This window comes from Aurantiacibacter aquimixticola, assembly GCF_003605475.1.
GTDB lineage: Bacteria > Pseudomonadota > Alphaproteobacteria > Sphingomonadales > Sphingomonadaceae > Alteraurantiacibacter > Alteraurantiacibacter aquimixticola_B.
This window is the reverse complement of the sequence record NZ_RAHX01000001.1, coordinates 1690165-1715260: the sequence shown is the minus strand read 5'-3', so window position 1 is coordinate 1715260 and position 25096 is coordinate 1690165. Positions and strand designations below refer to the sequence as shown.

22 protein-coding genes are annotated in these 25096 nt (G+C 63.8%); 7 read left to right on the top strand and 15 right to left on the bottom strand.

Annotated elements, in window-relative coordinates:
• Positions 1–8: 8 nt before the first annotated feature.
• The 3 genes from D6201_RS08610 to D6201_RS08600 all read right to left on the bottom strand — a co-directional run bounded on the left by D6201_RS08610 (position 9) and on the right by D6201_RS08600 (position 3328).
• A complete protein-coding gene (locus tag D6201_RS08610; protein ID WP_120048417.1) occupies positions 9–746 on the bottom strand; it encodes a response regulator in 738 nt (245 codons plus the stop codon).
• Positions 746–1291 carry an EF-hand domain-containing protein gene (locus D6201_RS08605; protein WP_120048416.1) on the bottom strand — a complete coding sequence of 182 codons (546 nt, stop codon included), beginning with the start codon at positions 1289–1291 and terminating at the stop codon, positions 746–748. Before D6201_RS08605 ends, D6201_RS08610 begins: the two co-directional genes overlap by 1 nt.
• Before the next feature lie 231 nt (positions 1292–1522).
• Complete coding sequence (locus D6201_RS08600; protein ID WP_120048415.1) at positions 1523–3328, bottom strand: aminopeptidase P family protein; 1806 nt, start codon at positions 3326–3328, stop codon at positions 1523–1525.
• A 113-nt stretch (positions 3329–3441) separates the two neighbouring features.
• Here D6201_RS08600 and D6201_RS08595 point away from each other — a divergent pair, with 113 nt between their 5' ends.
• Positions 3442–5601, top strand: coding sequence for a S9 family peptidase (locus tag D6201_RS08595; protein ID WP_120048414.1), 2160 nt, complete (start codon positions 3442–3444; stop codon positions 5599–5601).
• On the top strand, positions 5598–6017 hold the full coding sequence (locus D6201_RS08590) for an acyl-CoA thioesterase (RefSeq protein ID WP_120048413.1): 420 nt from the start codon (positions 5598–5600) through the stop codon (positions 6015–6017). The genes D6201_RS08595 and D6201_RS08590 overlap by 4 nt, the downstream gene beginning before the upstream one ends.
• Before the next feature lie 2 nt (positions 6018–6019).
• Here D6201_RS08590 and D6201_RS08585 read toward each other — a convergent pair whose 3' ends face one another.
• The 3 genes from D6201_RS08585 to D6201_RS08575 all read right to left on the bottom strand — a co-directional run bounded on the left by D6201_RS08585 (position 6020) and on the right by D6201_RS08575 (position 10474).
• Positions 6020–7762, bottom strand: a complete 1743-nt coding sequence (locus tag D6201_RS08585) for a sensor domain-containing diguanylate cyclase (RefSeq protein WP_120048412.1) — start codon at positions 7760–7762, stop codon at positions 6020–6022.
• A 76-nt stretch (positions 7763–7838) separates the two neighbouring features.
• Positions 7839–8954, bottom strand: a complete 1116-nt coding sequence (gene ald, locus D6201_RS08580) for an alanine dehydrogenase (protein ID WP_120048411.1) — start codon at positions 8952–8954, stop codon at positions 7839–7841.
• Between the two features lie 74 nt (positions 8955–9028).
• Positions 9029–10474 carry a helicase HerA domain-containing protein gene (locus D6201_RS08575; protein ID WP_120048410.1) on the bottom strand — a complete coding sequence of 482 codons (1446 nt, stop codon included), beginning with the start codon at positions 10472–10474 and terminating at the stop codon, positions 9029–9031.
• 225 nt (positions 10475–10699) lie between these two features.
• Between D6201_RS08575 and D6201_RS08570 the strand changes: the two genes are divergently transcribed.
• Positions 10700–11533: an alpha/beta fold hydrolase gene (locus D6201_RS08570; protein WP_120048409.1), complete on the top strand. Its 834-nt coding sequence runs from the start codon at positions 10700–10702 to the stop codon at positions 11531–11533.
• On the opposite strand, the gene D6201_RS12955 is transcribed toward D6201_RS08570, so the two are convergent.
• From D6201_RS12955 to D6201_RS08530, 8 genes are all read right to left on the bottom strand, one after another.
• Complete coding sequence (locus D6201_RS12955) at positions 11481–12251, bottom strand: sugar-transfer associated ATP-grasp domain-containing protein (protein ID WP_242447490.1); 771 nt, start codon at positions 12249–12251, stop codon at positions 11481–11483. The two genes, D6201_RS08570 and D6201_RS12955, sit on opposite strands and share 53 nt — an antisense overlap.
• On the bottom strand, positions 12166–13260 hold the full coding sequence (locus D6201_RS08560) for a 7TM domain-containing protein (RefSeq protein WP_165853526.1): 1095 nt from the start codon (positions 13258–13260) through the stop codon (positions 12166–12168). Before D6201_RS08560 ends, D6201_RS12955 begins: the two co-directional genes overlap by 86 nt.
• 109 nt (positions 13261–13369) lie before the next feature.
• Positions 13370–14308: a hypothetical protein gene (locus D6201_RS08555; RefSeq protein WP_133303980.1), complete on the bottom strand. Its 939-nt coding sequence runs from the start codon at positions 14306–14308 to the stop codon at positions 13370–13372.
• A 74-nt stretch (positions 14309–14382) separates the two neighbouring features.
• Positions 14383–15288 carry a 30S ribosomal protein S6--L-glutamate ligase gene (gene rimK, locus D6201_RS08550; protein ID WP_120048406.1) on the bottom strand — a complete coding sequence of 302 codons (906 nt, stop codon included), beginning with the start codon at positions 15286–15288 and terminating at the stop codon, positions 14383–14385.
• On the bottom strand, positions 15285–15743 hold the full coding sequence (locus D6201_RS08545) for an ATP-dependent zinc protease family protein (RefSeq protein ID WP_165853525.1): 459 nt from the start codon (positions 15741–15743) through the stop codon (positions 15285–15287). Before D6201_RS08545 ends, rimK begins: the two co-directional genes overlap by 4 nt.
• 34 nt (positions 15744–15777) lie before the next feature.
• Positions 15778–17010 (bottom strand): hypothetical protein, encoded by a 1233-nt coding sequence (locus tag D6201_RS08540; RefSeq protein ID WP_120048405.1) that lies wholly within the window; start codon positions 17008–17010, stop codon positions 15778–15780.
• Between the two features lie 34 nt (positions 17011–17044).
• Complete coding sequence (locus D6201_RS08535; protein ID WP_120048404.1) at positions 17045–19390, bottom strand: FtsK/SpoIIIE family DNA translocase; 2346 nt, start codon at positions 19388–19390, stop codon at positions 17045–17047.
• Between the two features lie 355 nt (positions 19391–19745).
• Positions 19746–20285: a thiamine phosphate synthase gene (locus D6201_RS08530; protein ID WP_120048403.1), complete on the bottom strand. Its 540-nt coding sequence runs from the start codon at positions 20283–20285 to the stop codon at positions 19746–19748.
• 20 nt (positions 20286–20305) lie between these two features.
• Between D6201_RS08530 and D6201_RS08525 the strand changes: the two genes are divergently transcribed.
• From D6201_RS08525 to D6201_RS08510, 4 genes are all read left to right on the top strand, one after another.
• The gene (locus D6201_RS08525; RefSeq protein WP_120048402.1) at positions 20306–20980 is read left to right on the top strand and encodes a YggS family pyridoxal phosphate-dependent enzyme; all 675 of its coding nucleotides are present in this window, start codon (positions 20306–20308) and stop codon (positions 20978–20980) included.
• Positions 20981–21048: 68 nt separating this feature from the next.
• Positions 21049–21369, top strand: coding sequence for a PilZ domain-containing protein (locus tag D6201_RS08520; protein ID WP_120048401.1), 321 nt, complete (start codon positions 21049–21051; stop codon positions 21367–21369).
• Between the two features lie 52 nt (positions 21370–21421).
• Positions 21422–21895 (top strand): hypothetical protein, encoded by a 474-nt coding sequence (locus D6201_RS08515; protein ID WP_120048400.1) that lies wholly within the window; start codon positions 21422–21424, stop codon positions 21893–21895.
• Between the two features lie 95 nt (positions 21896–21990).
• The gene (locus D6201_RS08510) at positions 21991–22320 is read left to right on the top strand and encodes a PilZ domain-containing protein (protein ID WP_120048399.1); all 330 of its coding nucleotides are present in this window, start codon (positions 21991–21993) and stop codon (positions 22318–22320) included.
• Here the strand turns inward: D6201_RS08510 and D6201_RS08505 are convergent.
• Positions 22317–25085, bottom strand: a complete 2769-nt coding sequence (locus D6201_RS08505) for a [protein-PII] uridylyltransferase (protein ID WP_120048398.1) — start codon at positions 25083–25085, stop codon at positions 22317–22319. The genes D6201_RS08510 and D6201_RS08505 overlap by 4 nt on opposite strands.
• Positions 25086–25096: the final 11 nt, after the last annotated feature.

Below are 25096 nucleotides of genomic sequence, written 5' to 3'. Positions count from 1 at the left end.
ACTGTACGTCAGCCGTTGCTCGGCATGACGCGGCGTACTTCGGCTGCCAGACGGTAGCCACCGCCCCAGACAGTCTGAATCAGCTTTGGATCGCGCGAGTCCTCCTCGATTTTGCGCCGAAGGCGGCTCACCTGGTTATCGACCGCGCGATCGAAAAGATGCGCCTCGCGCCCTTGCACCAGGTCGAGCAGGCGATCCCGGTCCATCACCTGGCCGGGATGCTCGAGCAGAGCGACGAGGAGGCGAAATTCCGCCGACGAGATCGGCACCACCGTGCCATCGGGATCGGCCAGACGGCGCTTGAGCGGATCCAGCCGCCAGCCGTCGAATTCGTAATGCGCTTCATTCGCAGCGTCGCCGTTGTTCGCACCCTTACCTATCCGCCGCAGGACGGACCGAATGCGGGCGACCAGCTCGCGCGGTTCGAATGGCTTGGTGACATAATCGTCGGCGCCGATTTCGAGGCCGACGATCCTGTCGGTCGCCTCGCCCTTGGCGGTGAGAAGGATGACCGGCAGGTCTCTTGCCTCGGTAAGGTGCCGACAGAGCGCCAGGCCGTCCTCGCCGGGCATCATGATGTCGAGCAGAACCAGATGCGGTGTGAAATCGAGCAGCGCGGCGCGCGCCTTGGAAGCATCTTCGGCTTCGCGCACGTCGAACCCCTGGCGGGTCAGATATTCCGCCAGGGGTTCACGCAGGCTGGCTTCGTCATCCACCAGCAGCAGTTTGATCTGCTCTTCCGACATTAGCGGCGGCCGCGTCCGCCACGACGCTCGCCGCGCTGCTCGCGACGTTCCTCGGCAGTGACGATGCCGTCACTGTCGGCATCGACCCGATCGAAGCGCGTCATCGCCGCTGCGGTGAATTCCGCCTGCGAGATCACGCCATTGTTATCGGCATCGGCATTGCCGAGCATGCGCTCGCCCCGATTGCCGCGGCGACCCATGCGGCCGCGTCGGCCTTCGCGTTCACCGGCTTCGGTTCCGCGCTGGGCACGGCGTTCCTGCCGATTGGCGCGTCGCTCTTCACGGCTTGCCTGCATTTCCTCGAAGCTCAGCATGCCGTCATTGTTGGCGTCGGCTTCGGCGAACCGCTCGCGCGCCTTGGCTTCGCGGTCGGCGGCGTCGAGCTGGCCGTCATTGTTGGCGTCCATGCGCTGGAACCGCTCTGCGGCGCGTTCCTGTGCTTCGGCGCGGGTCGTGTCGCCGCCGCGCTGCATGTCCTGGGCGATGGCGGTGCCGCCGACGGTCAGGCCGGTCGCGGCGAGGGCGATGATCAGGGTCTTTTTCATGTTTTTGCTCTCCGTATTGGGTGGGTAGAGCAACGGGGTGCCGTCTTGAAGGGGAGGAGGGGATGATCGGCACCCCGCTGCTCCATGAGAGCCGTTCTAGGGTGCCGATGTCGCAGGGTTTTGCCCAGAAACGCGTCTTTTGTCGCAAATTGTCGCGCGCCGGAGAGGCCGTTCATCCGCCGTTTCGATGAGGGGCGAGGAAAGGACGGGAAGGGGACATTGTCCGACCGATCAGAGCGGCTGGCAGGCCTTTTCGAGCCATGCGAGCTGTTCGCCATCGAGTTTCGGCGCAAGCACCTCGCGAACCTTCGCATGATAATCGTCCCACCAGGCGATTTCGGCTTCGCTTAGCATTGCCTTGTCGACCAGCGTGCGATCGATCGGCACCAGCGTCAGCGTTTCGAAGCCGAGCCACTCGCCTTCCATGCCTTCGATCTGCCGCTGCTCCACCAGCACCAGGTTCTCGATGCGGATGCCGTATTCGTTCGCCTTGTAATAGCCGGGCTCGTTGGAAAGGATCATGCCGGCCATCAGCTCCTGATCGGTGCCGGCCTGCCCGCCGCGGCCCTTGGCGATGCGCTGCGGGCCTTCATGGACGCCGAGGAAGGCGCCGACGCCGTGGCCGGTGCCGTGGGCGTAATCGACGCCTGCCTGCCAAAGAAATTGCCGCGCCAGCACGTCGAGCGCGCTGCCCGGCGTGCCGGTGGGGAAGGTCTGCGTATCGAGGGCGATGTGGCCCTTCAGGACGCGAGTGAATCGATCCTTCACTTCCTGCGGTGGCGCGTCCGGGCCGATCCAGACGGTGCGCGTGATATCGGTCGTGCCGTCGCGGTACTGCCCGCCGCTATCGACGAGGTAGACGCTGTTCGGCTCGAGCGGCAGGCACGTCTCCTCGCTCACCCGATAGTGGCAGAGCGCGCCGTTGGAGCCCGCGCCCGAGATCGTGTCGAAGCTGAGATCGACGAGCTCGCTGTTTTCCTTGCGGAAATCGTGCAGGCGCGCGGCGGCGGAAAGCTCGTCCACCATTCCCTTCGGCCCTTCGTTTTCGAGCCAGTGGAGGAAACGGCTGACGGCTGCACCGTCGCGGGCTTGCGCGTCGCGGTGGCCCTGCTGCTCGGCGGGCGTCTTGATCGCCTTGGGCAGGACCGCGGGATCGGTCTCGAGCGCGATCTGAGCGCCGACTTCGTCCAGCCGGTCGAAAATCGCATACACGCTGCGCTCCGGATCGGCGGCGACGCGCTTTCCGGCGAGTGCGGCAAAGGCATCGGAAAATCCGTCCTTCGGGCGAATGCGCACCGCATTGCCGAGCGCGCTGGCGACTTCACCCGGCACCTTGTCGGGCGCAATGAACCAATCCGCCGTGCCGTCCGCCTGCACCATGAGGTAGCTCAGCGCGACCGGCGTATGCGATACGTCCGCGCCGCGAATGTTCAGCGTCCAGGCGACCGAATCGAGCGCACTGATAACCACCGCGTCCAGCTTCTCGCTCTTCAGCCAATCGGCGATCTCGGCGCGCTTTTCCGCGCTCGAACGGCCTGCCAGTTCGTCGTCCTGCACGAAGGCCTTGGCAGGGGAAGGTTCTGGCTGATCGGCCCATACGGCGTCGATCGGATTGCCGTTCACCGCGACGAGTTCAACGCCCGCTTTGGCAAGGCGCTTTTCCATCGCCTGCGCCCAGCCGCGCGTGTGCAGCCACGGGTCGAAACCGATGCGCGCGCCCTCGGCGCTCTTTTCGGCAATCCAGTCGCCCATCGTGTCTTTCGGCACGGATTTGTAATCGAACAGCTTGCCGTCGACCTGGTCGCGCACCTGGATGGTGTAGCGCCCGTCGACGAACATCGCCGCGTCGTTCTTCAGGACGACCGCGCCGCCAGCGCTGCCGCCGAAGCCGGTCAGCCAGGCGAGGCGCTGGGCATAGTCGCCGACATATTCGGACAGGTGCTCATCACTGATCGGCACCACGAAACCGTCGAGCTCGCGGCGGGCGAGCTCCTCCCTCAGGGCGGACAGGCGGGCTTCGTGAGTTTGCATCAGCATGGCGTGTTTTCGCTTTCCTACTCGGTATTCTTTGATTTACGCCGCCGAACATAGACCTTCGCTCTGCCCCTTTCCAGTCATGCGGGGCGAGCCGTTCCTGAGGGGGGCACGATATGCGATTTACGAGTTTCATCTGGGCGCTCGCGGCCCTACTTGCCGTCTCCACTCCCGCACTTGCGCAAGAAAGCGACAGCCAGCCCGTGAGATCGACAGCGAATTACGACACCAGCATCCAGCCGCCGCGCGCCGAGCAGCGCCCCCACGAATATTCGCGACACGGCATCACCATTTCCGATCCCTACAACTGGTTGCGCGACCAGAGTTACCCTGAGATCGACGACGAGGACGTGCTCGAATATCTCCGCGCCGAGAACACCTATTTCGAAGCGCAGATGGCGGGGCGGCAGGCGCTGGTGGACGAGCTGTTCGCGGAAATGCGCGCGCGCATCAAGGAGGACGATGCCACCGTGCCGCAGCGCGATGGGGAGTACGAATACTGGTCCGAATTCGAGGAAGGCGGGCAATATCGCAAATATTACCGCCGCCGGGCAGGCTCCGATGCGCGCGAACTGATCCTCGACGGACCGGCGCTGGCCGATGGTCTGGAATATTTCAGCCTCGGCGCGCTTTCGGTGAGCGAGGACGGGCGTTATCTCGCTTACTCGACCGACACGACGGGCGGCGAGTATTACACCGGCTTCATCAAGGATCTGCAGACCGGCGAATTGCTGCCCGACCGGATTGCGAACGTGAATTCCGGCCTCGTCTGGGCGGCAGACGACAGCATGATCGTCTATGGCCGGGCGAACGAGAACTGGCGCGTCGACCGCATCTTCGCGCACCGGCTGGGCGAGACCGGCGAGGACACGCAGATCTTCCATGAAGAGCGCACCGGCTTCACCGTATCGCCCGGCCTTTCGGCGCAGAAGGACTGGCTGATCTTGGCGACCGGCGACAACGAGACGAGCGAGGTGCGCCTGATCCCGGCAGGCGACCCGCTGGGCGAGCAGACTGTCGTGCGCGAAGCGGTGACCGGCGTCGAATACGAAGTCGACGTCCGCGACGACACGCTGTTCGTCCTGACCAATGATCAGCACGTCAATTTCCGCCTCGTCACCGCGCCGCTCGCGAGCCCGGGCGAATGGACGACGCTGATTGCCGGATCGGACGAGTTCTACCTCACCGATTTCGACCTGTTTGCCGATTTCTACGTCACCGAAGGGCGGCTGGCCGGGCTCGATCAGGTGCAGATCCGGCAATATGGCGAACCGTCGCAGATGCGGGCGATCACCTTTCCCGAAGCCGCCTATTCGGCGGGCCTCGGCAACAACCCTGAATATGCGGTGGACCGCCTGCGGCTCGGCTATGAAAGCCCGATAACGCCCGACACCGTCTACGATTACCATGTGGCGAGCGGCGAACTGGAAACGCTGAAGGTGCAGGAAATCCCTTCCGGCTTCGATCCTTCCCAATACCGGGTGGAGCGCATCCAGGTGCGCGCGCGCGACGGGGCGATGGTGCCGGTGAGCATCCTCTACCGTGCGGATCGCGCGATGGGCGGGCCGCTGCATCTCTACGCCTATGGCGCCTATGGCTATGCCGTGCCGCCGGGCTTTTCCACCAGCCGCCTGAGCCTCGTCGATCGCGGTGTCGCCTATGCCATCGCGCATATTCGCGGCGGGGACGATCTGGGGCGCGAATGGTATCTGCAAGGCAAGATGGAAGAGCGCACCAACACCTTCAACGACTTCGTCGATGTCGGACGTGGGCTGGTCGAGCGCGGCTACACCGCCGAGGGGCGCATCAGTGCCAGCGGCGGCTCTGCGGGCGGCGAGCTGATGGGCGCCGTCATCAACCAGGATCCGGCGCTGTTCGGCGCGGTGGTGGCGCACGTCCCCTTCGTCGATGTCCTGAACACGATGCTCGATGAAAGCCTGCCGCTTACGCCGGGTGAGTGGCCCGAATGGGGCAATCCGGTGGAGAGCAAGGCGGCCTTCACCCACATCCTCAGCTACTCGCCTTACGACCAGGTGACGGCGCAGGATTATCCGCCGCTGATGGTGACCGCCGGGCTCAACGATCCGCGCGTGACCTATTGGGAGCCCGCCAAATGGGTGGCCAAGCTGCGCGAGCTGAAGACCGACGACCGCATTCTCTTGCTCAAGACCAATATGGGCGCGGGCCATGGCGGCAAGTCGGGCCGGTTCGAGGGCCTGCGCGAAACCGCGGAGGAAGTGGCCTTCATCCTCTGGCAGCTGGGGGTGGAGGAGTGAGCAACACTTACGCGCGCACTTTTGTTGCGCGGCCTGAGCATATCGACGTGAACGGCCATGTGAACAATGCGGTCTGGCTGCGCTGGATGGAGGAATTGTCCGGCGAACATTGGGAGCGCGATGCGCGCGAGGAAGATCGCGACCTCTATGTCTGGCTCGTCCTGCGGCACGAGATCGACTATCGCGGCAATATCGTGGAGGGCGAGGAGACCACCGGTGAAACGGCGATCCACGAGGGGCCGCGCGGGCCTCGTTTCGTGCGCCATTTCACATTCACCGATACCGAAGGGAAGGAATTGGTGCGTGCGCAAACGACCTGGGCGATGGTGGACAAGGCCACGGGCAAGCTGATGCGCGTGCCGGGCGAAGTGGCGGCGCCGTTCATGCCCGAAGGCGGCTGGGCGACGGCGCGCTAGTTCTACGCCGCGGCGCGGTCCTGCGGGCTGCGGGCCTTCCGGGCCAGCGGACTGAAAGCCTGCAAACGCTCGCTCATCGTCCGGTCTCGGCCGGCATGTTTTGCCTCGTAGAGCAGTCGGTCAGCGCGGGCGTAGAGTTGCTCGAAACTGGCATTCGGCATCGTCGCGATCGGAGCCACAACCAGCCCCATGCTGGCCGTGACGCGGGTCGGCAGGCCGGTATCGCGGGCGACGGCGCGGGGGATGGCCGTGCGCCTGTCCTCGGCGCGTTGCTCGGCATTCTCGCCGCGCAGCAGCAGCACGAATTCCTCGCCGCCCATGCGCATGGCTGTCGTGTCGTCATCGCCTTCGAGGGCTCCCGCAACGCTGCGCAGCACCTCGTCGCCCTGGGCATGGCCGAAGGTGTCGTTGATCGACTTGAAATGATCGAGATCGATCACGGCGAGCGTGGTGAAACCCTGCCGGCGCAATTCATCGAAGCGGCCTTCGACGATGCGGCGGTTGTAGAGGCCCGTCAGTGTATCGCGTTCCGATACCTCTTCCAGCACATTCGCCTTGGCGCGGGCCCGGTCGCGCTGGCGTTTCAGGATCATGAAGCGATCGGCGACACCCAGCGCGGTCGCCACCACTTCGACGAAGCACCCGATATAGAACAGCGTCTGGACGTCGGCTGGAGCAATGTCCGGCACTGTCTGGCTGCCGATGCGCACCGCGCCGACCATAAGGAGCGGCAGCCAGCCGATAAGCTGGAAGCGCGCCGCCCGGCTGCCGCGCAGGAGTGCACTGACAAGCGCGGCCAGGTAAAGCGATAGCACCGGGACGAAGGCCAGGTGGAAAAGCTCGGTATGGACAGGGCGAAGCGCGAACGGGGCCGAGACATGCCAGGCGGTCACCAGCAGCGTCCACAGGCCGGCGAAGGGTATCGCGCGCCGCAGCGCCGGGCTCATCCGACCCGGTTCGACGAAGCTGTGGCAGAACATCCCCGCCGCCGTCACCGACACGCCGACGCACAACGAATTGAGCGCGCTCAGCATGCTGGGGGGCCAGCCGAAGAGATGCGCGCTGAAGCCGGAATCGAGAATGACGGTGAACAGCAGCGCAAGCGAGAGGACGGCGTGCCAGAGCACGAAGGGTTCGCGCAGCACCCGGTATGCCGACGCATTGAAGATCAGCGGCATGGCAAGAGCGCCGCACAATGCGGCCAGCCACAAGAGCGTGAGGATTTCGTCGGCCGACATGGCCACGCCTTCCTCCGCCAGGCGCGCTTCCGAAAGCGTCATCGCATTGGTCGGGGCATCGAAGGCGACGTAGATGAATTTCGCGGCGTCGAAGAGCGGCGGCACGCTCGCCGCCACATCCGCATCGTGCAGCGTCGGACGCATGTCGTCATACGCATAGCTGGCCATCCGCATAGACCCGTCATCCGCCTCCACGAGGATGTGCAGAGTCTCGAGCGGAGCGCGGCGCGTGGTAAGTTCGAGCGGACGCTCATCTGCGCCGCCATAAACGCTGGCGTCGAAGCGCAGGATCACCCTTTCCGGCGTGTGCGATGGCGCGGAACCGGTGCAGTTCCAGCGAAGCGATGTGAGAGAGGATGCCAGCGGCGTGTCCACCGTGCTCGCCGCGTGACAGCGCTCGACAGGGGATGCAGGCGCGGTTTGCGCGGCGGCACTGGCGGGCATCCACACGGCGGCAAGCGCTGCCAGCAGCACCCATTTCAACCAGACGCGAACTCCCCATTCCATCGGGGGACATTACGGTATTTGGCTTAGAGCGACATTAATCCGCGTGCTTACGATTCGGTTGAGAACGCCCCTAGCGTCAGGCGATCGCGTCCTCGATCGACAGCAGGTCGTAGCCCAGTTCGCGCGCCACGGCGGGATAGGTCACGCGCCCGGCATGGACGTTCAGACCCTGCGCCAGATGCGGATCGAGGCTCATCGCCTGCTTCCAGCCGAGATCGGCGATGCGCAGGGCGTGGGGCAGGGTGACATTGTTGAGCGCATAGGTGCTTGTCCGGCTGACCGCGCCCGGCATGTTGGCGACGCAATAATGCACGATATCGTCGATCACATAGGTCGGATCGTCATGCGTGGTCGCCTTGCTCGTTTCGAAGCAGCCGCCCTGATCGATGGCCACGTCCACCAGAACCGCGCCGGGCTTCATGGTCTTCAACATATCACGGCTGACGAGCTTGGGTGCGGCGGCCCCCGGCACCAGCACCGCGCCGACGACCAGATCCGCTTCCGCCACCGATTCCTCGACATTGGCGCGAGACGCGAAACGCGTGCTGGCGCGGGCTTCGAAATGGGTGCCGACCTTTTCCAGCACTGTCGGGTCGAGATCCATGATCACGGTGTCCGCGCCCAGCCCGGCGGACATCTGTGCCGCGTTGAAGCCGACCACGCCGCCACCGATGATGACGACCTTGCCCGGCATCACGCCCGGTACGCCGCCCAGCAGCACGCCGCGCCCGCCATGCGCTTTCTCCAGCGCGGTCGCGCCCGCCTGGATGCTCATGCGCCCGGCAACCTGGCTCATCGGGGTGAGCAGCGGCAGTCCGCCGCGCCGCCCGGTGACGGTTTCGTAGGCGATGCAGGTCGCACCCGATTTGACGAGGCCTTCGGTCTGCTTCGGATCGGGAGCGAGGTGGAGATAGGTGTAGAGCACCTGTCCCTCGCGCAGTCGGGCGATTTCCTCCGCCTGCGGTTCCTTCACCTTCACGATCATTTCGCATTCGGCAAAGATTTCCTCGGCAGTATCGATCACTCTGGCACCGCGCTCGCGATAGGAATCGTCGAACGCGCCGATGCCTTCGCCAGCACAGGTTTCGATCCACACTTCATGGCCGTGCATGACGAGTTCCCCGGCGCTTTCCGGCGTCAGGCCGACGCGATATTCGCGGTTCTTGATTTCGCGTGGACAGCCGATGCGCATGGGGAATCTCCTTCGGGCCGAGCCGTTACAGTTGAGACCAGTTCCGCGCAAGCGAAGCGATTTGACTGGCCGTTCTAAGCCGCCACCGCCTCGATCCCCGGCACCGTGATTGTCCGCTCTCCGCCGAAATCCTCGTGGACGGCGATCAGGCCGCACTTTTCAAGATGTTCGAGCAGGCGACGAATGCGGCCCGGGCTGGCGGTGCCGTAGACGCGAGCGAGCGTGTCCTCGTCGGGCGCGCGGCGGCCTTCGGCGGCGGCGACCACGATGGCGAGATAGGGCGCGAGCACGTCTTCAGGGACGTCTTGCGCCATTCGCTCCACCGCAGTGCGCTGCCCATCGTCCAGCCGCGCGACCCCGGCGCTGGCAAAGGCGAACAGGCGGCGGAAGGCGGGCATGTCGATATGCGCGCTAGGCACCCCGCGCTCTCGGCAACGCGTCGCGAAATCGCGGAACAGCGCGCTTGCTTGCCGGAAGCTCGCGCCTTCCTCTGCCAGCATGGCGGCGAGCACATCGTCGACGCTCCCTGCCGACACGGGCCGAGGATGTTCCTGCGTATCGTCAGGTGCGCTGTCTCCCTTTGCGGCTATCGCTTCGGCCACAGTGTCGAGATCGGGCGCAGGCGGACGGGGCGCCGGCGTGCGCACCGGCTCTGCCGCTTCCTCCGCCAGCCCGCCATGGAGCAGCGCGCCCATTTCCTCCGCATCGGCCTGGGGCAGCGGGGTGAGCGCACTTGCCCCATTCCTTCCGCCTGATTTCACGCTGCCGATATGCACGGCGACCGGGCGGCGGCTGACCGCCGGGCCGAGGCCGAGGAAATGCCCACGCTGCAGATCACGGATACGCTCGGCCTGTTTGCGGTCCATGCCGAGCAGGTCCGCCGCGCGCTGCATGTCGATATCGAGGAAGGTGCGCCCCATCAGGAAGTTGCTGGCTTCTGCTGCGACGTTCTTGGCGAGCTTGGCCAGACGCTGCGTGGCAACGATACCCGCGAGGCCACGCTTGCGGCCGCGGCACATGAGGTTCGTCATGGCGGAAAGCGTCATGCGGCGCGTGTCTTCCGCCATCTCACCCGCGGCGGAGGGCGCGAACATCTGCGCTTCGTCCACCACAACGAGCGCGGGATACCAATGTTCGCGCGGCGCATCGAACAGCGCAGTTAGGAATTGCGCGGCGCAGCGGATCTGCTGCTCGACCTCGAGCTCTTCAAGCGCAAGCACCACGCTGGCGCGATGCTGGCGGATGCGTCCAGCCAGTGCCTCGATCTCGCGCGGCGAATAATTCGCGCCCTCGATCACCACATGGTCGAAATGGTCGGCGAGCGAAGTGAAATCCCCCTCCGGATCGATCACCACCTGCTGCACCAGCCCCGCGCTTTGTTCGAGCAGCCGGCGCAGCAGGTGCGATTTCCCGCTGCCCGAATTGCCCTGCACCAGCAGCCGCGTGGCGAGCAATTCCTCGACATCGATAGGCACAGGCGTGCCGTGTGCGTCCGTGCCGATGTCGATGGTTGCGCCCATGCGCCCGACGATAGGCACTCGATCCGCCGCGGCCTAGCGGCGCGGGCGATTTATCCAGCGTCGATTTCGATCCGGCGGGCGGAGCAGAGCGACCTTCGGCGTGCGTGTCCTTTGCGGGTTGGAAATCCGGCCGTCAGAGGGTGGTCCATTGTCGGCCACCGAGGTGAACCCGAACGATTTACCTACACGACCGGGCCATAGTTCGTTCCGAAGCGTTGTCCTTGTATGCCTATGCACCACACGCGCGCCGGGCGCGGCCGACCGCTTCTCCTTGTCCACGGGCTGGGGGGAAGCAGCCATTCCTGGGATACGATCGCACCTCAGCTATCGCAGGTCAGGGAGGTCATTGCCGTGGACTTGCCCGGACATGGCCAGACGCCCGAAGAGAACGACAGCGGCACGTTCGACGGTCTGGCGCGGAGCCTCCACACATGGCTCGCGGAAGAAGATTTGCGCGGGATCGATATGGTGGGCAGCTCGCTGGGCGCCCGGCTCGTCCTCGAAATGGCCCGGCGAGGAAGTGCGGGCGCAGTCGTTGCTCTGGATCCGGGTGGTTTCTGGAAAGGGTGGGAGCGCACTTTCTTCAGAACGACCATAACGGCATCCATCGGTCTGGTTCGGGCTCTGCGACCGGCCCTTCCAACGATCTTGAGGAATGTCGCGGGGCGAACCGCCCTGATGGCCCAGCTGTCGGCAAGGCCGTGGGCCCTCGATCCTGCAATTATTTCCGGTGAATTGCGGTCTTTTGCCGATACCCGCACATTCAATGCCCTTGTGAAAGATCTCGGCACCGGTGCAAACCAGCAGGGCCCTCCAGACACACAGAAGTCGATCGTGATCGGATGGGGCCGAAAGGATCGGCTGTGTCTGCCCCAGCAGGCACGACGCGCCATGGCGGCCTTCCCCGATGCAGAGCTGCACTGGTTCGAACATAGCGGACATTTTCCGATGTGGGATCAGCCGCAGGAGACGGTTCAGGTCATTCTGGATGCGACGGAGCGCGCGATCACATCTTCTCGCCAGCCAGGATCATCTGACGGCGCAGGCCCTTCTGGTTGATGTTCTGGATTTCGATGCCGGGGTGGGCGTTCACCTCAAGCACCATCGGGCCGTCATTTTCGTCCAGGATGATATCGACGCCGAGATAGCCGAGACCGATGGCGGCACTGCATTTCGAGCTGATGTCCAGCACGCGGTCCCATTCGGGCACGGTGAAGCCGATCAGCAGCGCATCCGAGTCGGGGTGATGCGTCAGTTCCTCGCCCACGCACATGGCGCGGGTGATGATGCCGGTTTCGATGTCGACCGCGGCGCCGATGGCGCGCTGGTGAAGGTTGGCCTTCCCATCCGATGCGTTGGTGGGGATACGCATCATCGCCATAAGCGGATGCTCGCGCAGGGAAATGACCCGCACGTCGGGCAGGCCTTCCGGCACAAGCTGGGTAATGCGCTTGTCGGCGCGGATCAGCGGCTCGATCAGTGCCGCGTCTTCCGCTGCGCCGTCGCCCGAAAAGCCGCCATCGACGATGCGGCGCAGGTGGTTCATCACGTCGGTCGGCGTCAGCTTCGTGCCGGAACCCTTGAACCAGTTGTTTCCCTCGCGTCGCAGGGCGAGCAGGATACCGTCGCCCTGGCTGCCACGCGCGGGCTTGATTGCCCAGCTTTCCGGCAGGTCGCGCACCGGATCGAAATCAAGCAGGTCGCCATAGCTGGAGATTACGCAGATCGTGCCCGTGGTTGTCACGCCGCCGGCGTTTAAGGCGACCTTGGCCGCCACTTTGTCCCGCGCTTCCTCGATCGCCGAGCGCGGATTGTATTTCGCGATAATCGCGTTGCGTTGGTTGATGCCGAGAATCTCGTCCAGGTCCCCCACCCTGGGCACCGGCGAACGCAAACGCACGCCCGAAAAGCGGTTCCGGAAATACTGGGAGCGGGCGAAGCGCGAAAATTTTCTTCGCGCTCTCGATCGCCGGGACGGGCGCAGGGGCAGCGTCGAGGGCGTCTCCTCCGAAGCCAGCATCGAAATCTGACTCGACAGGATCGAGCTCTGCTGCCTTTGCTCCTTCCTGAACCATTTCACGAATCCGAGCATTGCGTCTTCCTTCCAGCCAGATTGGGGCGAAGCGTTTGATTTCCGACAGGCGCAGCCCGCGATATCGGCCGAGCAGCGCGATCGCGAGACCGGCGAAACCGGGCAGCACCAGAGGCGAGATTTCGATAAGGGTGAGGGCAACCCGGCTGACCATCACGAACTGAATCATCAGCGCGAGCACGAAGGTGCTTCCGGCAATCCAGGCGGCTTCCTTCCAGCCATCCCTTTCCCACTGGCGATACCAGCGTTCGACCACCAGCGCAGTCACCACCACCGGAAAGGCATCGACCTGCAATTCGGTGTTCAGCACCACCTGCAGACCGGCGAGCACGAACACCACAAAGCTGATCAACACGCCCAGGAAACCCACGCGCGTCATGTGTAGCTTCAGCAGCAATGGCGCGACCAGCATGCCGACGCCGACGGCCGACCCCAGCACGATCGGTCCGAAGATCGGGCCGATCTGCAGGAAGGCGATGGCGATCAGCATGGGCGTAAACAGCCCGAACGCCTTCATCCCCACGAAACTGCGCGCCAGCACCACGAGGAAAGCCCCGATCGGCAGCGCCATCAGCAGGTTGGACGGACGCATGCCCCACACCTGGAAGGACACCGCCGTCTCCCCCTGAGATTGCGGCATATACCAGACATTGGTGGTGTTCGAGATGCCGAGCGCGGCGAGCAGGCCGATCACGCCGAAAACGGCCGCGCCGAGCAGGGCGGGCCGTTTTACCTGCGGCGTAGCCTTCGCCATCACGCGCTGGAATTTTCGCCAGCGGGACAAGCGCCATTTGCGCCACCACCTAGAAGACATAACCGACGCTCAGGCTGAAGCGGTATCCTTCACGCTCTCGCAAAGCGTCATTGCTGCTGGAGAAGAGGTATTTCGCCTCTGCCTCCACCCGCCAACGGCCCGGCCACCACAGCAATTCGACTTCGGGCACGAATTGCGTGTCTTCGCGCGCTTCCAGCGCATCGGTCATGCGTCCATCGAAACGGCTGTGGCGTAGCTCCGCAGCCGGGCGCACGCGAAGCGTCGAGGTGATCGGCCGGGTGTAGGACGCGCTCACGCTTTCACGCGTGTAAGCGCGGCGTGGATTGGCGGAACCGATCTCTTCGGCGCGCAGATCGACATTTACATAGTGATAGCGCCCGATGCGAAGGCGATATCCCGCATCGACGCGCGGGCCGTCTCCGGTGGAGGATGCGCCATCCACGCCTTCTCCGTCATCATATTCGCGATCCCGCCAAGTGCCGCGAAGCTGAAAGCGATGTGCGCGCACAGGCTCGTATTCGACTTGCAGAGAGACCTGGCGTTCGTCCGTATCGGCCGCTTCGACGGTGACGAGATCGTCATAGATGCGTCCGCCCAGCTCGACTTCCCAATCCTCGCCGATCTCATGAGAGATCGCGGCCGTCAGCCGGTCCCGGTTGAAGCTACCCCGCCCCGTTGCGCTGTCGAAGCGCTGGACCTCGATACGGTCGGCCTCCAGTCGCAGCTTCGTGTCGGCCAGATCGAAATCCATTCCGATCTGTCCGCGCAGATAGCCGCCATTGCCATTGATGATGAGATCGTCCTCGCGGTCCGCGCTTTCGGACAGGACGATGCCAGTTTCGAGCCGGGCATAGGGATCGACCTCAAGCGCATCCTGCGCCGCCGCTGGCGCGCCAAACAACGCAAGCACGGCAATCGCAGGCGCAAGCTTGCGCGACATGGCGGAAATGATGGCGGCCCCGTTCATCCTCAGGGCCATTACGGAGCGAGTGGTTTAGGAAACGCTAACCCTAAAGCGAAAGGGTTTGCGCGGGCTACGGGTTATCCCTTGCCGCGCGTCTTGGTCGCTCCCGCCTTCGCGTTGGCGGCGATGTAGTCGATGATCGTGCCGGCAACGTCCTTCTCGGTCGCTTTCTCGATCCCTTCGAGGCCGGGGGAGGAGTTCACCTCCATGATTACGGGCCCATGATTGGATCGCAGCATATCGACACCGCAGACGTTGAGGCCCATATGCTTGGCCGCGCGCACGGCGGTGGAGCGTTCCTCCGGCGTGATCTTGATAAGCTGCGCGCTGCCACCGCGATGCAGGTTGGAACGGAAGTCGTCCGCCGCGCCGGTACGCTTCATCGCCGCCACGACTTTCCCGCCGACGACGAGCGCGCGGATATCGGTGCCGCCCGCTTCCTTGATGAATTCCTGCACCAGGATGTTGACGTTCGCGCCGCGGAACGCCTCGATCACCGATTTCGCGCTGCTCATCGTTTCGGCGAGCACGACACCGATGCCCTGCGTACCTTCGAGCAGCTTGATGACCACGGGTGGGCCATTCACGGCCTTGATGATCTCTTCGGCCGCCTTGGGGTCATTGGCATAGGCTGTCAGCGGCAGGCCGAGGCCGTATTTGGCGAGGATCTGCATGCTCCGCAGCTTGTCCCGGCTGCGGCCGATGGCGACGCTTTCATTGAGCGGCCACACACCGCTCATTTCGAACTGGCGCAGCACGGCAAGGCCGTAATTCGTGATCGACGCGCCGATGCGAGGGATCACCGCTTCGTAACCCGACAGAGTTTCGCCATTATAAGTGAGCGTCGGACGATGGCTGGCGATATTCACCGTGCAGCGCGTGGTATTTAGAATATCGAGTGTGTGACCGCGTTCCTCCGCAGCCTCCACCAGTCGCTTGTGCGAATAGAGATTAGGATTGCGGGCTAGCATTGCGATTTTCATACCGGTTTGTGTCCTTTGACCGGCGCCTTGCCGGGGGTCTGCAGCCAGCTATGGCCGGAATCGACGACGAAGCGGCGGCGCAGAGACGACCGGCCGATCAGCATCGGGAATTTCATGTCGGATCGATCGGCCAGGCTGATTTCCGCGCGGAATGTCAGCGTGCCGATCTTCAGCGGCGTCTTGATGACGTAGCGGCGCTGCGTTTCGCCATTGGAACTGGTGATGCCGCGAATATCGACATGCACCGCCTCGCATTCGTGCCTCTCCCCGCCCCAGTCTACGCAGAAACGCACAAAGCGCTCGCCGTCCCGCTCGAATTCCTCGAGCAGTTCGGCATGAAGCGAGGACGTGCGCGCCCCGCTGTCGATCTTGGCGGGTATGCCGCTGAGGCCGAGCTCCGGCAATTCGACCAGCTCGCGCCAGCCGACGATGCGCATTTCGCGTTTGGTGTTCATCGGCGACGCTTAAAGCACGATGTGCATGGCGGGGCTAGTCGATGCTGACACTTCCGAGAGGTATGTTGTCGCCCGCCTCGTTCTGACGCATCAACCTGTATTCGCCACGCGGCAGCATCAGTGTAACGGCATCGGCATTTGGGTTCGTCAGCATCTGGTCCATCGCCACCGCTCCAGCAGGCTCGCCAACGAGAAAAGCACGGACCAAGCTCCGCTGGCTAAGTGGTTCAAGAGCGATGGTATGCGATCTGCGATAACCCGTCATGGAGAGCCAATCGGGACGCCCGTTCACCATCTGCGACTCTGGATGAAAGACACTGAGGTCTGTACGGTAAATTCCTGAGGGCCGATCTTGGCCATACGCAATCGCCATTGACGATGACGGAGCGCCAAATTCTTCCATAAACGCCTGGTACAACAGGTTATCATGGTTGCCCGGTTGCGGGGTTCCCAGAGTCTGATCGATCGTCAGCGGGTCTTCACCTGTCAATTCTTTGAGCCGTCCGGCAAAGAGATGCAGCGGCCGCTCTGGCAAGCTCTCTTCCACGTGTCCGAAGCCCACATGGATCAACACACGCATGTCCGGATCAGCATCGAGCGCCGCCTTGAGATTTTCGGCTTGCGCAAGTTCGCGAAAGTTCATCGAATCGATATCTGGATTTGCGCCTGCATTTGCTTTTTGCTCCGGCGTCATTTCATAGCCGACCAAACTGTAGCCGGTAGCGCCCGCCTGCCTCGCGAGATCGCCGAATACCGGCTCAATCACATAAAACCCTGTATCTCCGCCTCCCATTGGAGCGCCGTTCATTAAAAGCGAGCCACAATGCGCTCCCGAACAAAAGGCTTCTGCTGCGAAATGGGTGAAGCCCTCTTCGCGCAATGCGAGCATCAAGTGGTGCGTGAACGCGCGATGACGCGGCGAGTGGTGTGCTTCGTTGATAATTACCACACGCTTGCCTGCAGATTGGCGTACGATCTCTTCTATCGCAGGCATCGGCTGTGCTTGCGACAGGTCTGGCAACGCACCGGACGGGGGGTCAACGGTACGCACCCAGAGCTCGTCGGCGGTTCCGAGATCACCGCTTAAAGACCAATACTGCGCACCGATCCGGCTCGCCCGCTCATCCTCCGCGATGATCTGTTCGAGTATGATCAGCGCAGGCATGATTTGATCGTCGAGCACCATCGGCAAAATGTCGCCAATGCTTGTCTCGGACGCAGTCGCGGTCTGAGCTTGCGCAGCCGGCGCGCAAGTCGCCAGCGCCAAGATTGGACCCAGCCATACCCTCACGCCGCTCTACTCAAATCGGATTCCCGTCCCGGTCCCGGAAAATCTCCCGCCGCCCGACATGGTTCGCCGGACCGACAATGCCGTCGCTTTCCATCCGCTCGATCAGCTTCGCCGCCGTGTTGTAGCCGATGCCGAGCTGGCGTTGCAGCCAGCTGCCGCTCGCCTTCTGGTTCTCGCACACGATCTGGATCGCCTGGCGGTATTTGCGCTCCTCGGGATTGTCCGACGCGGTGAATTCGTCTTCGAAGCCGAAGCCGCCGTCTTCCGGCTCTTCGGTCACGCTGTCGACGTAAGCGGGTTCGCCCTGGCCGCGCCAGTGATCGGCGACCTTTTCGACTTCCTCGTCGGACACGAACGGCCCGTGCACGCGCTTCAGCGCGCCGGTGTTCGGCTTGTAGAGCATGTCGCCCTTGCCGAGCAGCTGCTCCGCGCCCTGTTCGCCCAGGATCGTCCGGCTGTCGATCCGGCTGGTGACGTTGAAGCTGATGCGGGTGGGCAGGTTCGCCTTGATGACGCCGGTAATGACATCGACCGATGGGCGTTGCGTCGCCATGATGAGGTGGATGCCCGCCGCGCGCGATTTCTGGCTGAGGCGCTGGATCAGCACCTCGATTTCCTTGCCGACGGTGACCATCAGATCGGCGAGTTCGTCCACGATCAGCACGATCTGCGGCAGCACCTCGTAATCGAGTTCCTTCTCCTCGACCACGGCCTCGCCGGTTTCGGGATCGTAACCGGTCTGCACCGTGCGCTTGAGCGGTTTGCCCTTGGCGGCGGCGGCCGCGACCCGCTCGTTGAAACCGCCGAGGTTGCGCGCGCCGATCTCGCTCATCATGCGATAGCGGCGCTCCATTTCCTCCACCGCCCATTTCAGGCTGCGTACCGATTTGTGCGGCTCGGTAACCACCGGAGCGAGGAGGTGCGGGATGTCGTCGTAGCTCTTGAGTTCGAGCACCTTGGGATCGATCAGGATCAGGCGGCACTCGGCGGGCGTGAAGCGGTAGAGCAGCGACAGCAGGATCGCATTCAGGCCCACCGACTTGCCCGATCCGGTGGTGCCCGCCACCAGCAGATGCGGCATGGCAGCAAGATCGGCGACGATCGGATCGCCTGAAATGCCCTTGCCGAGAATGATCGGCAGCCCGCCCTTCGAGCCGACGAAGGCTTCGCTTTCCACCAGTTCGCGAAAAGACACCATCTGCCGGTCCGCATTGGGCAATTCGATGCCCATTACCGTCTTGCCCGGGATCGGCGCGACGCGGGCGCTGATCGCCGACATGTTGCGGGCGATATCCTCGGCCAGGCCGACCACGCGGCTGGCCTTGATGCCCGCGGCGGGTTCCAGTTCGTACATGGTGACAACCGGGCCGGTCTTTACCGCGGTAATCTCGCCTTTGACGTTGAAATCGTCGAGCACGGTTTCAAGGAGACGAGCGTTGCGTTCGAGCGCCAGCTTGTCGAGCGGCGGCGCATTGTCGGCGCCATTTTCTTCCAGCAATTCGATGCTCGGCAGATCGTAATCGGCGAACATGTCCTTTTGCGCAGCCTTGGCCGCAGGCTTCGCCCGGCGCGGCGGCGCAGCGGCATCGCTGATCGTCGGCGGAGCCCGCTTGGCCAGCGGATTGTCGGGCGCATCCCCGTCATTGTCCTGCGCGGAAATATCGGGTTTGCGCCGGGACTTGCGCGGCTTTTCGGGCTTGAACGGATTGGCCGGGGCGACAAGCTGCGGGCGGTTGCGGATCCAGTCGGGTATCGTGAGCAGGCTCGCCCAGTCGAGCGCCAGCACCCGGCCCGCCAGCGCGGCTCCGCCGATAAGCGCGGCGATGCCGGCGGCAAGAATCGCCCAGAAGCGCGCGGCTTCGGGCAGAAGTCCGGCAAGCGCGCGGATGCCCGCGTCGCCGAGAAGCCCCGCAAGGCCGCCCGTGCCCGCAGGGAGGCTCCATTCGCGCGGGGACGTGACGAGCGAGAGGACGATGGCCAGCAGCGCCATCGCGAGCAGCATCAGCGCGACCGTGCGCCACCACGCGCCGCCCCACTGCTCGTCCTCATCGGCATCGCGCCAGAGCTTGCGGGCGAAAACATAAGTGAGGGGAAGGAACAGCACGGCTACGAGACCGAAGCCGGTCAGCGCGAGATCGGCGACGAAGGCACCGGGCTTGCCCATCCAGTTGTCGACCACGTCTCCCGCTGCGGTGGAGAGCGACGGGTCCGTCTGGCTGTGGCTGATGAGAGCAATGGCGAGGAAGGCGGTGAAGGCGTAAAGCAGCACCGCGCCTGTCAGCTGGCTCGCCCGCGCGAGCGAGCGGCGGAAGGCCGCCTTCCAATCCGCGCCCTGATTTGCGGCCCGCGTGGCCATGATCGATCCCTTTCGTCTGCGTCCCGGGACGGAGAATCCCACAGCGGGACTCGAGGGTCAAATTTTTTGTCTTTCGATCCGGCCTCCGCATTTGCTTTCTCTGTGCCCGCGCATCCGCGCGGACGTCCTCGCTGCTATTCCCTCCGCCGGGATTAGTTCCGGCTGCGGGGCAGCTGCGGGCCTGCAATTCGCAGGCTGTCAGCCGCTATCGCGACCGATCCCAGCACGACATTTCAGAAGCTCTGCGGAGCTCCGAGCGAAGCGAGGCGAGGGCAAACGCCCGTCCGCAGCGGGGGCGGCTTGCTGCGCGCCTAGCGAGGACGCTCCGACGGAGGTCGGCGCAAATGGCGAAAGATCAGTCGGAGAGCCCGTCGATAGCGGCCCATTTGACACGGCGCAGTCGGCGCTCGCGCCGTGCCGTCATTCCGCCGAGCGCGATGACCGGCATTTGCGCATGCTTCGCCATATGCAGGAAGCGCTGCGGGCCGAGGGTCTTCGCGCCGGGATGGGAGCGAGTAGGGAAGACTGGGGACAGCATCACCGCATCGGCACCGATCCGGGTCGCCTGCGCAATTTCCCGCATATCGTGCGCGGTGGCGATGCGCAGCAGGTCGGCTCGCCGCGGATAGAGGGAGAGCGGCGCGCCATAAATCCCGTCCGCGCCCCATTCGCGCGCCGTCATCGCGCTGTCCGAAAGGATGACAAGGTGACCCTCGGCCCGGGCGATCCGGGCGAGACGGCGATATTCGGCGAAACGCTCTGCGGGTGGCAGGTGGTAGTGCCGGTAGACGAAGCCGACGGGCACGGGAAAACTTCGCAAGGCAATGTGCAGCCGATGCGCATTGCGCTCGTCAGAAAGCAGCCAGAGATCGGGTAGAGGGTGGCCCTGTGTCACGCCTTCGCTATAGCGCGCGCATGAGCGAAAATGCCACCGATCGCCTCGCCGCCGTCCACGCGGAAATCGCCCGCATCTGCAAGATCGCCCGGCGTGAACCCGACGATGTGACACTGGTCGCCGTCAGCAAGATGCACGATGCTCAGACGATCGCACCTCTGCTCGATGCCGGTCACCGCGTCTTCGGCGAAAACCGCGTGCAGGAAGCGCAGGGCAAGTGGCCTGAATTGCGCGAGCGTTACGAAGACGTGAAACTGCACCTGGTCGGTCAGTTGCAATCCAACAAGGCGGAGGACGCGGCGGCGCTTTTCGACAGCATTCACTCGCTCGACCGGCCAAGCCTGGTGAAAGCGCTCGCCAAGGCGTTCGACAAGGTGGGGCAGCAAGTGCCCTGCTTCATCCAGGTCAATATCGGTGCGGAGGACCAGAAGGGCGGATGCGCCATTGCCGATCTTCCGGCGCTGCTGGGCCAGGCGCGTTCCGCCAATATCCCTCTCGCCGGGCTGATGTGTGTGCCGCCACACGGGATCGAGCCCGCACTCTATTTCGCACTCATGGCAAAGCTGGCCGACGATCACGGACTGGAGGGGCGCAGCATGGGCATGAGCGGCGATTATGCGACTGCCATCATGCTTGGTGCGACGCATATACGGGTGGGAACGGCGCTGTTCGGAGCGCGCGACGCTGCAAATTGATTTATATTAAACCGTTTTCTCTCAAGGGCTTCGTGAATAATTAAGGGCTGAGACCTACCCGCCCTTCCATGCGTTACGATCCCTCCGATGAAATTTTCTCCGGTCGCAGCCAGCGGCCAATGGTCAACATTGCTTGCGAAGCGCGTCTCGCCACAGGACAATGGCGGCGCACCAGGATTTCCGATCTGACCTGCGAAGGGTTTCGGCTGCATACGAGCGAGGCGGTCGAAAATAATGCATTGATCTACGTCCGGCTTGCCGGCCTCGAGACATTGCGGGCGCAGGTGCGCTGGATCAGGCGTCCACAAATCGGTTGTCAGTTCGAACAGAAGCTATCGGTGTATGTGTACGAGCACATCATGAGGTCACATTGGTCCGTGCAGGCCTAGCGACGGTGGCGGACGCTTGACACGCAGGCATGCCACGTAGGATTGCTTGCGGATGAAATTCTTCATTCCATGCATCGGCTTGATCGCCACCACATTCATACCGCTGTCCGCCACCGCACAGGACGACCCCTACGCCTCCTGTGTAACAATCACCGATGATACCGAGCGCCTTGCCTGTTTCGACGCGACCTATGCCCGCCAGCGTGTGGTCGTTGCCGAACGGGAAGCGCGCGAGGAGGAGCAGCGCGAAGAGGTCTTCGGCTTTCGCGGAGAAGACCGCGCGATCGAGCAGCAGGAGAGCGAGGCGACGCTTACCGCTACGGTGAGCGAAGTGCTGCAGGGCCAGCGTCGCTCGCAAGTGCTGCTGCTGGATAACGGCCAGCTCTGGCGCGAAATAAGCGGCTCCACGCTTCGCAACCGCGTGCGCGATGGCTGGGTCGCCACGGTGACGCAGCATTGGAGCGGTGCTTACGAAATGCGGTTCGAGGGGCGCTCAGGTTATCTTCGCGTCGCCCGATTGCGGTAGCGAGATGCGCGGCCAAATTGCCCTCAATGCGATGGTAACCTTCTTGTCGTAGACGCCCACGCAACGGTTTTCACCGTCGCTGCGGGGTCAACAGAATGATGATGGACAATGGAGCACGGCCTGTTTCCGGCACGCAGCCGGAGAAGCGCGCCGTTTCGACGCGCGCAAATGTCGATATCGATTGCGACATTCGCATCGCCGGGCGCGCCTGGCGCAAGGCACGGATCGCGGATCTGACGCCTCAGGGCTTCCAAGTCACCGTTCTCGACATGCCTGCACGCGGCACGCCGGTGCAAATGCGTTTCGCCGGCCTGCAGATGCTGCAGGCCGAAGTCGCCTGGGCCAAGTCGGACGTCGCCGGTTGTCGCTTCGCCGTACCGCTCGGCGATTACGTCTTCGATCATATCGTGGGGAGCGCCGACTAGGCAGCGGCGTCGGCCAGCTCGCCTTCACCGGCGGCGATTGCATCGAGCAGTGCGCGCGCGACCTTCTTGAGCCGCGATGGCGAGTCCACTTTCATGCCGGTCAGGTCGGTGACGTAGAAGGTATCCACCGCGCGCTCGCCATAGTGGGTGATATGCGCCGAATTGACGAGCAGGCTCTGTTCGTAAAGCGCGCGGGTCAAGCGGTTGAGCAAAGCGGGGCGATCGGTCGCGTTGACCTCGATCACGGTGAAGCGATTCGATGCGGCATTGTCGAAACTGACATCCGCCGCGATCCGGAAGTTTTCCGCGCGCATCTGCTTCAGCGGCCTTTTCGCAAGGCGCGGCACCATGTCGATCTTGCCCGCCAGCGCGTCGGCGATGGAAGTCTTCAGGCGGGCCAGTTGCGTCTCTTCGCGAAACGGCCGCCCCATCGGATCCTGTACGACAAAATTGTCGAGCGCCTTGCCCGCCCTGTTAGTGTGAATGCGCGCATCGATAATGTTGCCACCGGCAAGATGGATGGCGCCCGCAATGCGATAGAACAGGCCGGGATGATCGTCCCCGATCACCGTTACCAGCGTCGCGCCGAGCGCGGCATCGTATTCGGTGTGGATCGAGAGCGTGTGCTGCATTTCCTGCGCCGCCGCGTAATGCGGCAGGTTGAGCGCGATCACGTCCTCCGGCTCGGCAATCCAGTAGGCATCGGCAAAGGCCTCGGCCAGGTCCTCCACCAGCCCGGCCTTATCACCCAGCAGGTCGCGGACCCGTGCCTTTTTGGCGGCCACGCGCTCGGCACGTCCGTGGCTCTTGTGGCCGAGGCGGAGCCGTTCCTGCGCGGCATCGAACAGGTCGGCAAGCAGCTGGCGTTTCCAGCTGTTCCAGATGCCCGGCCCCACTGCGCGGATATCGACGATGGTGAGCACGGTGAGCAGCCTCAGCCGCTCGAGGCTCTGCACTTCGGCGACGAAATCGATTATCGTTTTCGGGTCGGACAAGTCGCGCTTGAAGGCGAAGGCGCTCATCAGCAAGTGGTAGCGCACCAGCCAAGCGACGAGCTCGGTCTCCTTCGCATCCAGCCCGAGCCGCGGACAGAGCTTGCGCGCGACATCGGCGCCGAGCACAGAGTGATCCCCGCCGCGGCCTTTCGCGATATCATGGAGCAGGACGGCCAGGAACAGCACCCGTCGATTGCCCAGCTTTTGCAGGATGCGACTGGCAAGCGGGTGATCCTCCTTCAGCGCACCGCGCTCGATCGCGCTCAGTAGGCCGATCGCGCGGATCGTGTGCTCGTCGACCGTGTAATGGTGATACATGTCGAACTGCATCTGCCCGCCCACCTTGCCGAAATCCGGGACGAAGCGCCCGAACACGCCCGCCTCGTTCATCCAGCGCAGCACGGTTTCGGGATCGTTCCTGCCGGCCAGCACCTGCATGAACAGATCGTTCGCACGGCGATCCTTGCGCACCTCCGCCGTAACTAGCGCCGCATCGCGCCGGGCAATGCGAATGGTGGCAGGGTGGACTTCCAGCCCTTCACGCTCGGCAATGGCGAAGATCTCCAGCAGCCGCACCGGGTCCTGCTGGAACCAGTCGTCGGACGGCGCGGCGATGCGGTTCGCTTCCACCAGATAGCCTTCGACCTTGCACGTGCGGCGCGGCGTGATCGCGGATACGAAATCGGACAATCGGCTGCGTTCTGCCGTCTGTTCTTCCAGCTGCGCGAGGAACACGCCCGTCAGGTGGCCGACATGCTTCGCCTGCAGGAAGTAGAATTGCATGAAGCGCTCGACTGCGCTCTTGCCCGGCCTGTCGGCATAATTCATGCGTGCGGCGACTTCGCGCTGCAGGTCGAAGGTCAGCCGGTCCTCGGCGCGCTTGGCGATCGTATGCAGATGCGCGCGCACGGCCAGCAGGAACCGTTCCGCGCGTCGGAAGCTGCGATATTCCTTCTCGGTGAAGAGACCCTTCTGCACCAGCTCCGCCGCGCTGCGCACACGGTGGACATATTTGCCCATCCAGTACAGCGTCTGCAGGTCGCGCAAGCCGCCCTTGCCGTCCTTCACATTGGGTTCCACGACGTAGCGCGAATCGCCCATGCGCTTGTGGCGCGCGTTTCGTTCGGCGAGCTTTTCCTGCACGAAGCTGCCTTCCGAGCCCGGCACGATCTCGTTCCAGAATTGCGCGCTCGCCGCGTCGTAAAGATCCTGGTCGCCCCACAGGAAGCGCGCTTCCAGAAGCGCAGTGCGGATCGTCAAATCCGCCTTCGCCATTCGCACCGCTTCATCGAGCGAGCGCGTCGAATGGCCGACCTTCAGGCCGAGGTCCCACAGGTAATAGAGGATCGCCTCGATAACCTGCTCGCACCAGCTGGTGGGCTTTCCCGGCGTGATGAAGGCGATGTCGATGTCCGAAAACGGTGCCATCTCTCCGCGCCCGTATCCACCGACGGCGAGCAGTGCGATCCGCTCCCCGGAAGAGCGATTGGCGGCGGGGTAGATATCCTCGATCACATGATCGTGCACGACGCGGATCAGCTGATCGATCAGGAAGGCCTGCCCATTGGCATGCTCGTGCCCCGCGCCGGGCCGCTTGGCGAGGCGCCGACGCAGCGTCTCCCGTCCGGCATCGAGCGCCTTCCGCAGCGCCGCGACCACGTCCTGTCGTCCGCCGAGCGCGCCTTGATCCGCCACGACCTGCGCGATCGCGGCGGACAGAGCGCGACGGTCGATGATCTTGCGCTGTTTGCGGATGCGGGGAAGGCTCACTCCCCGGAAAT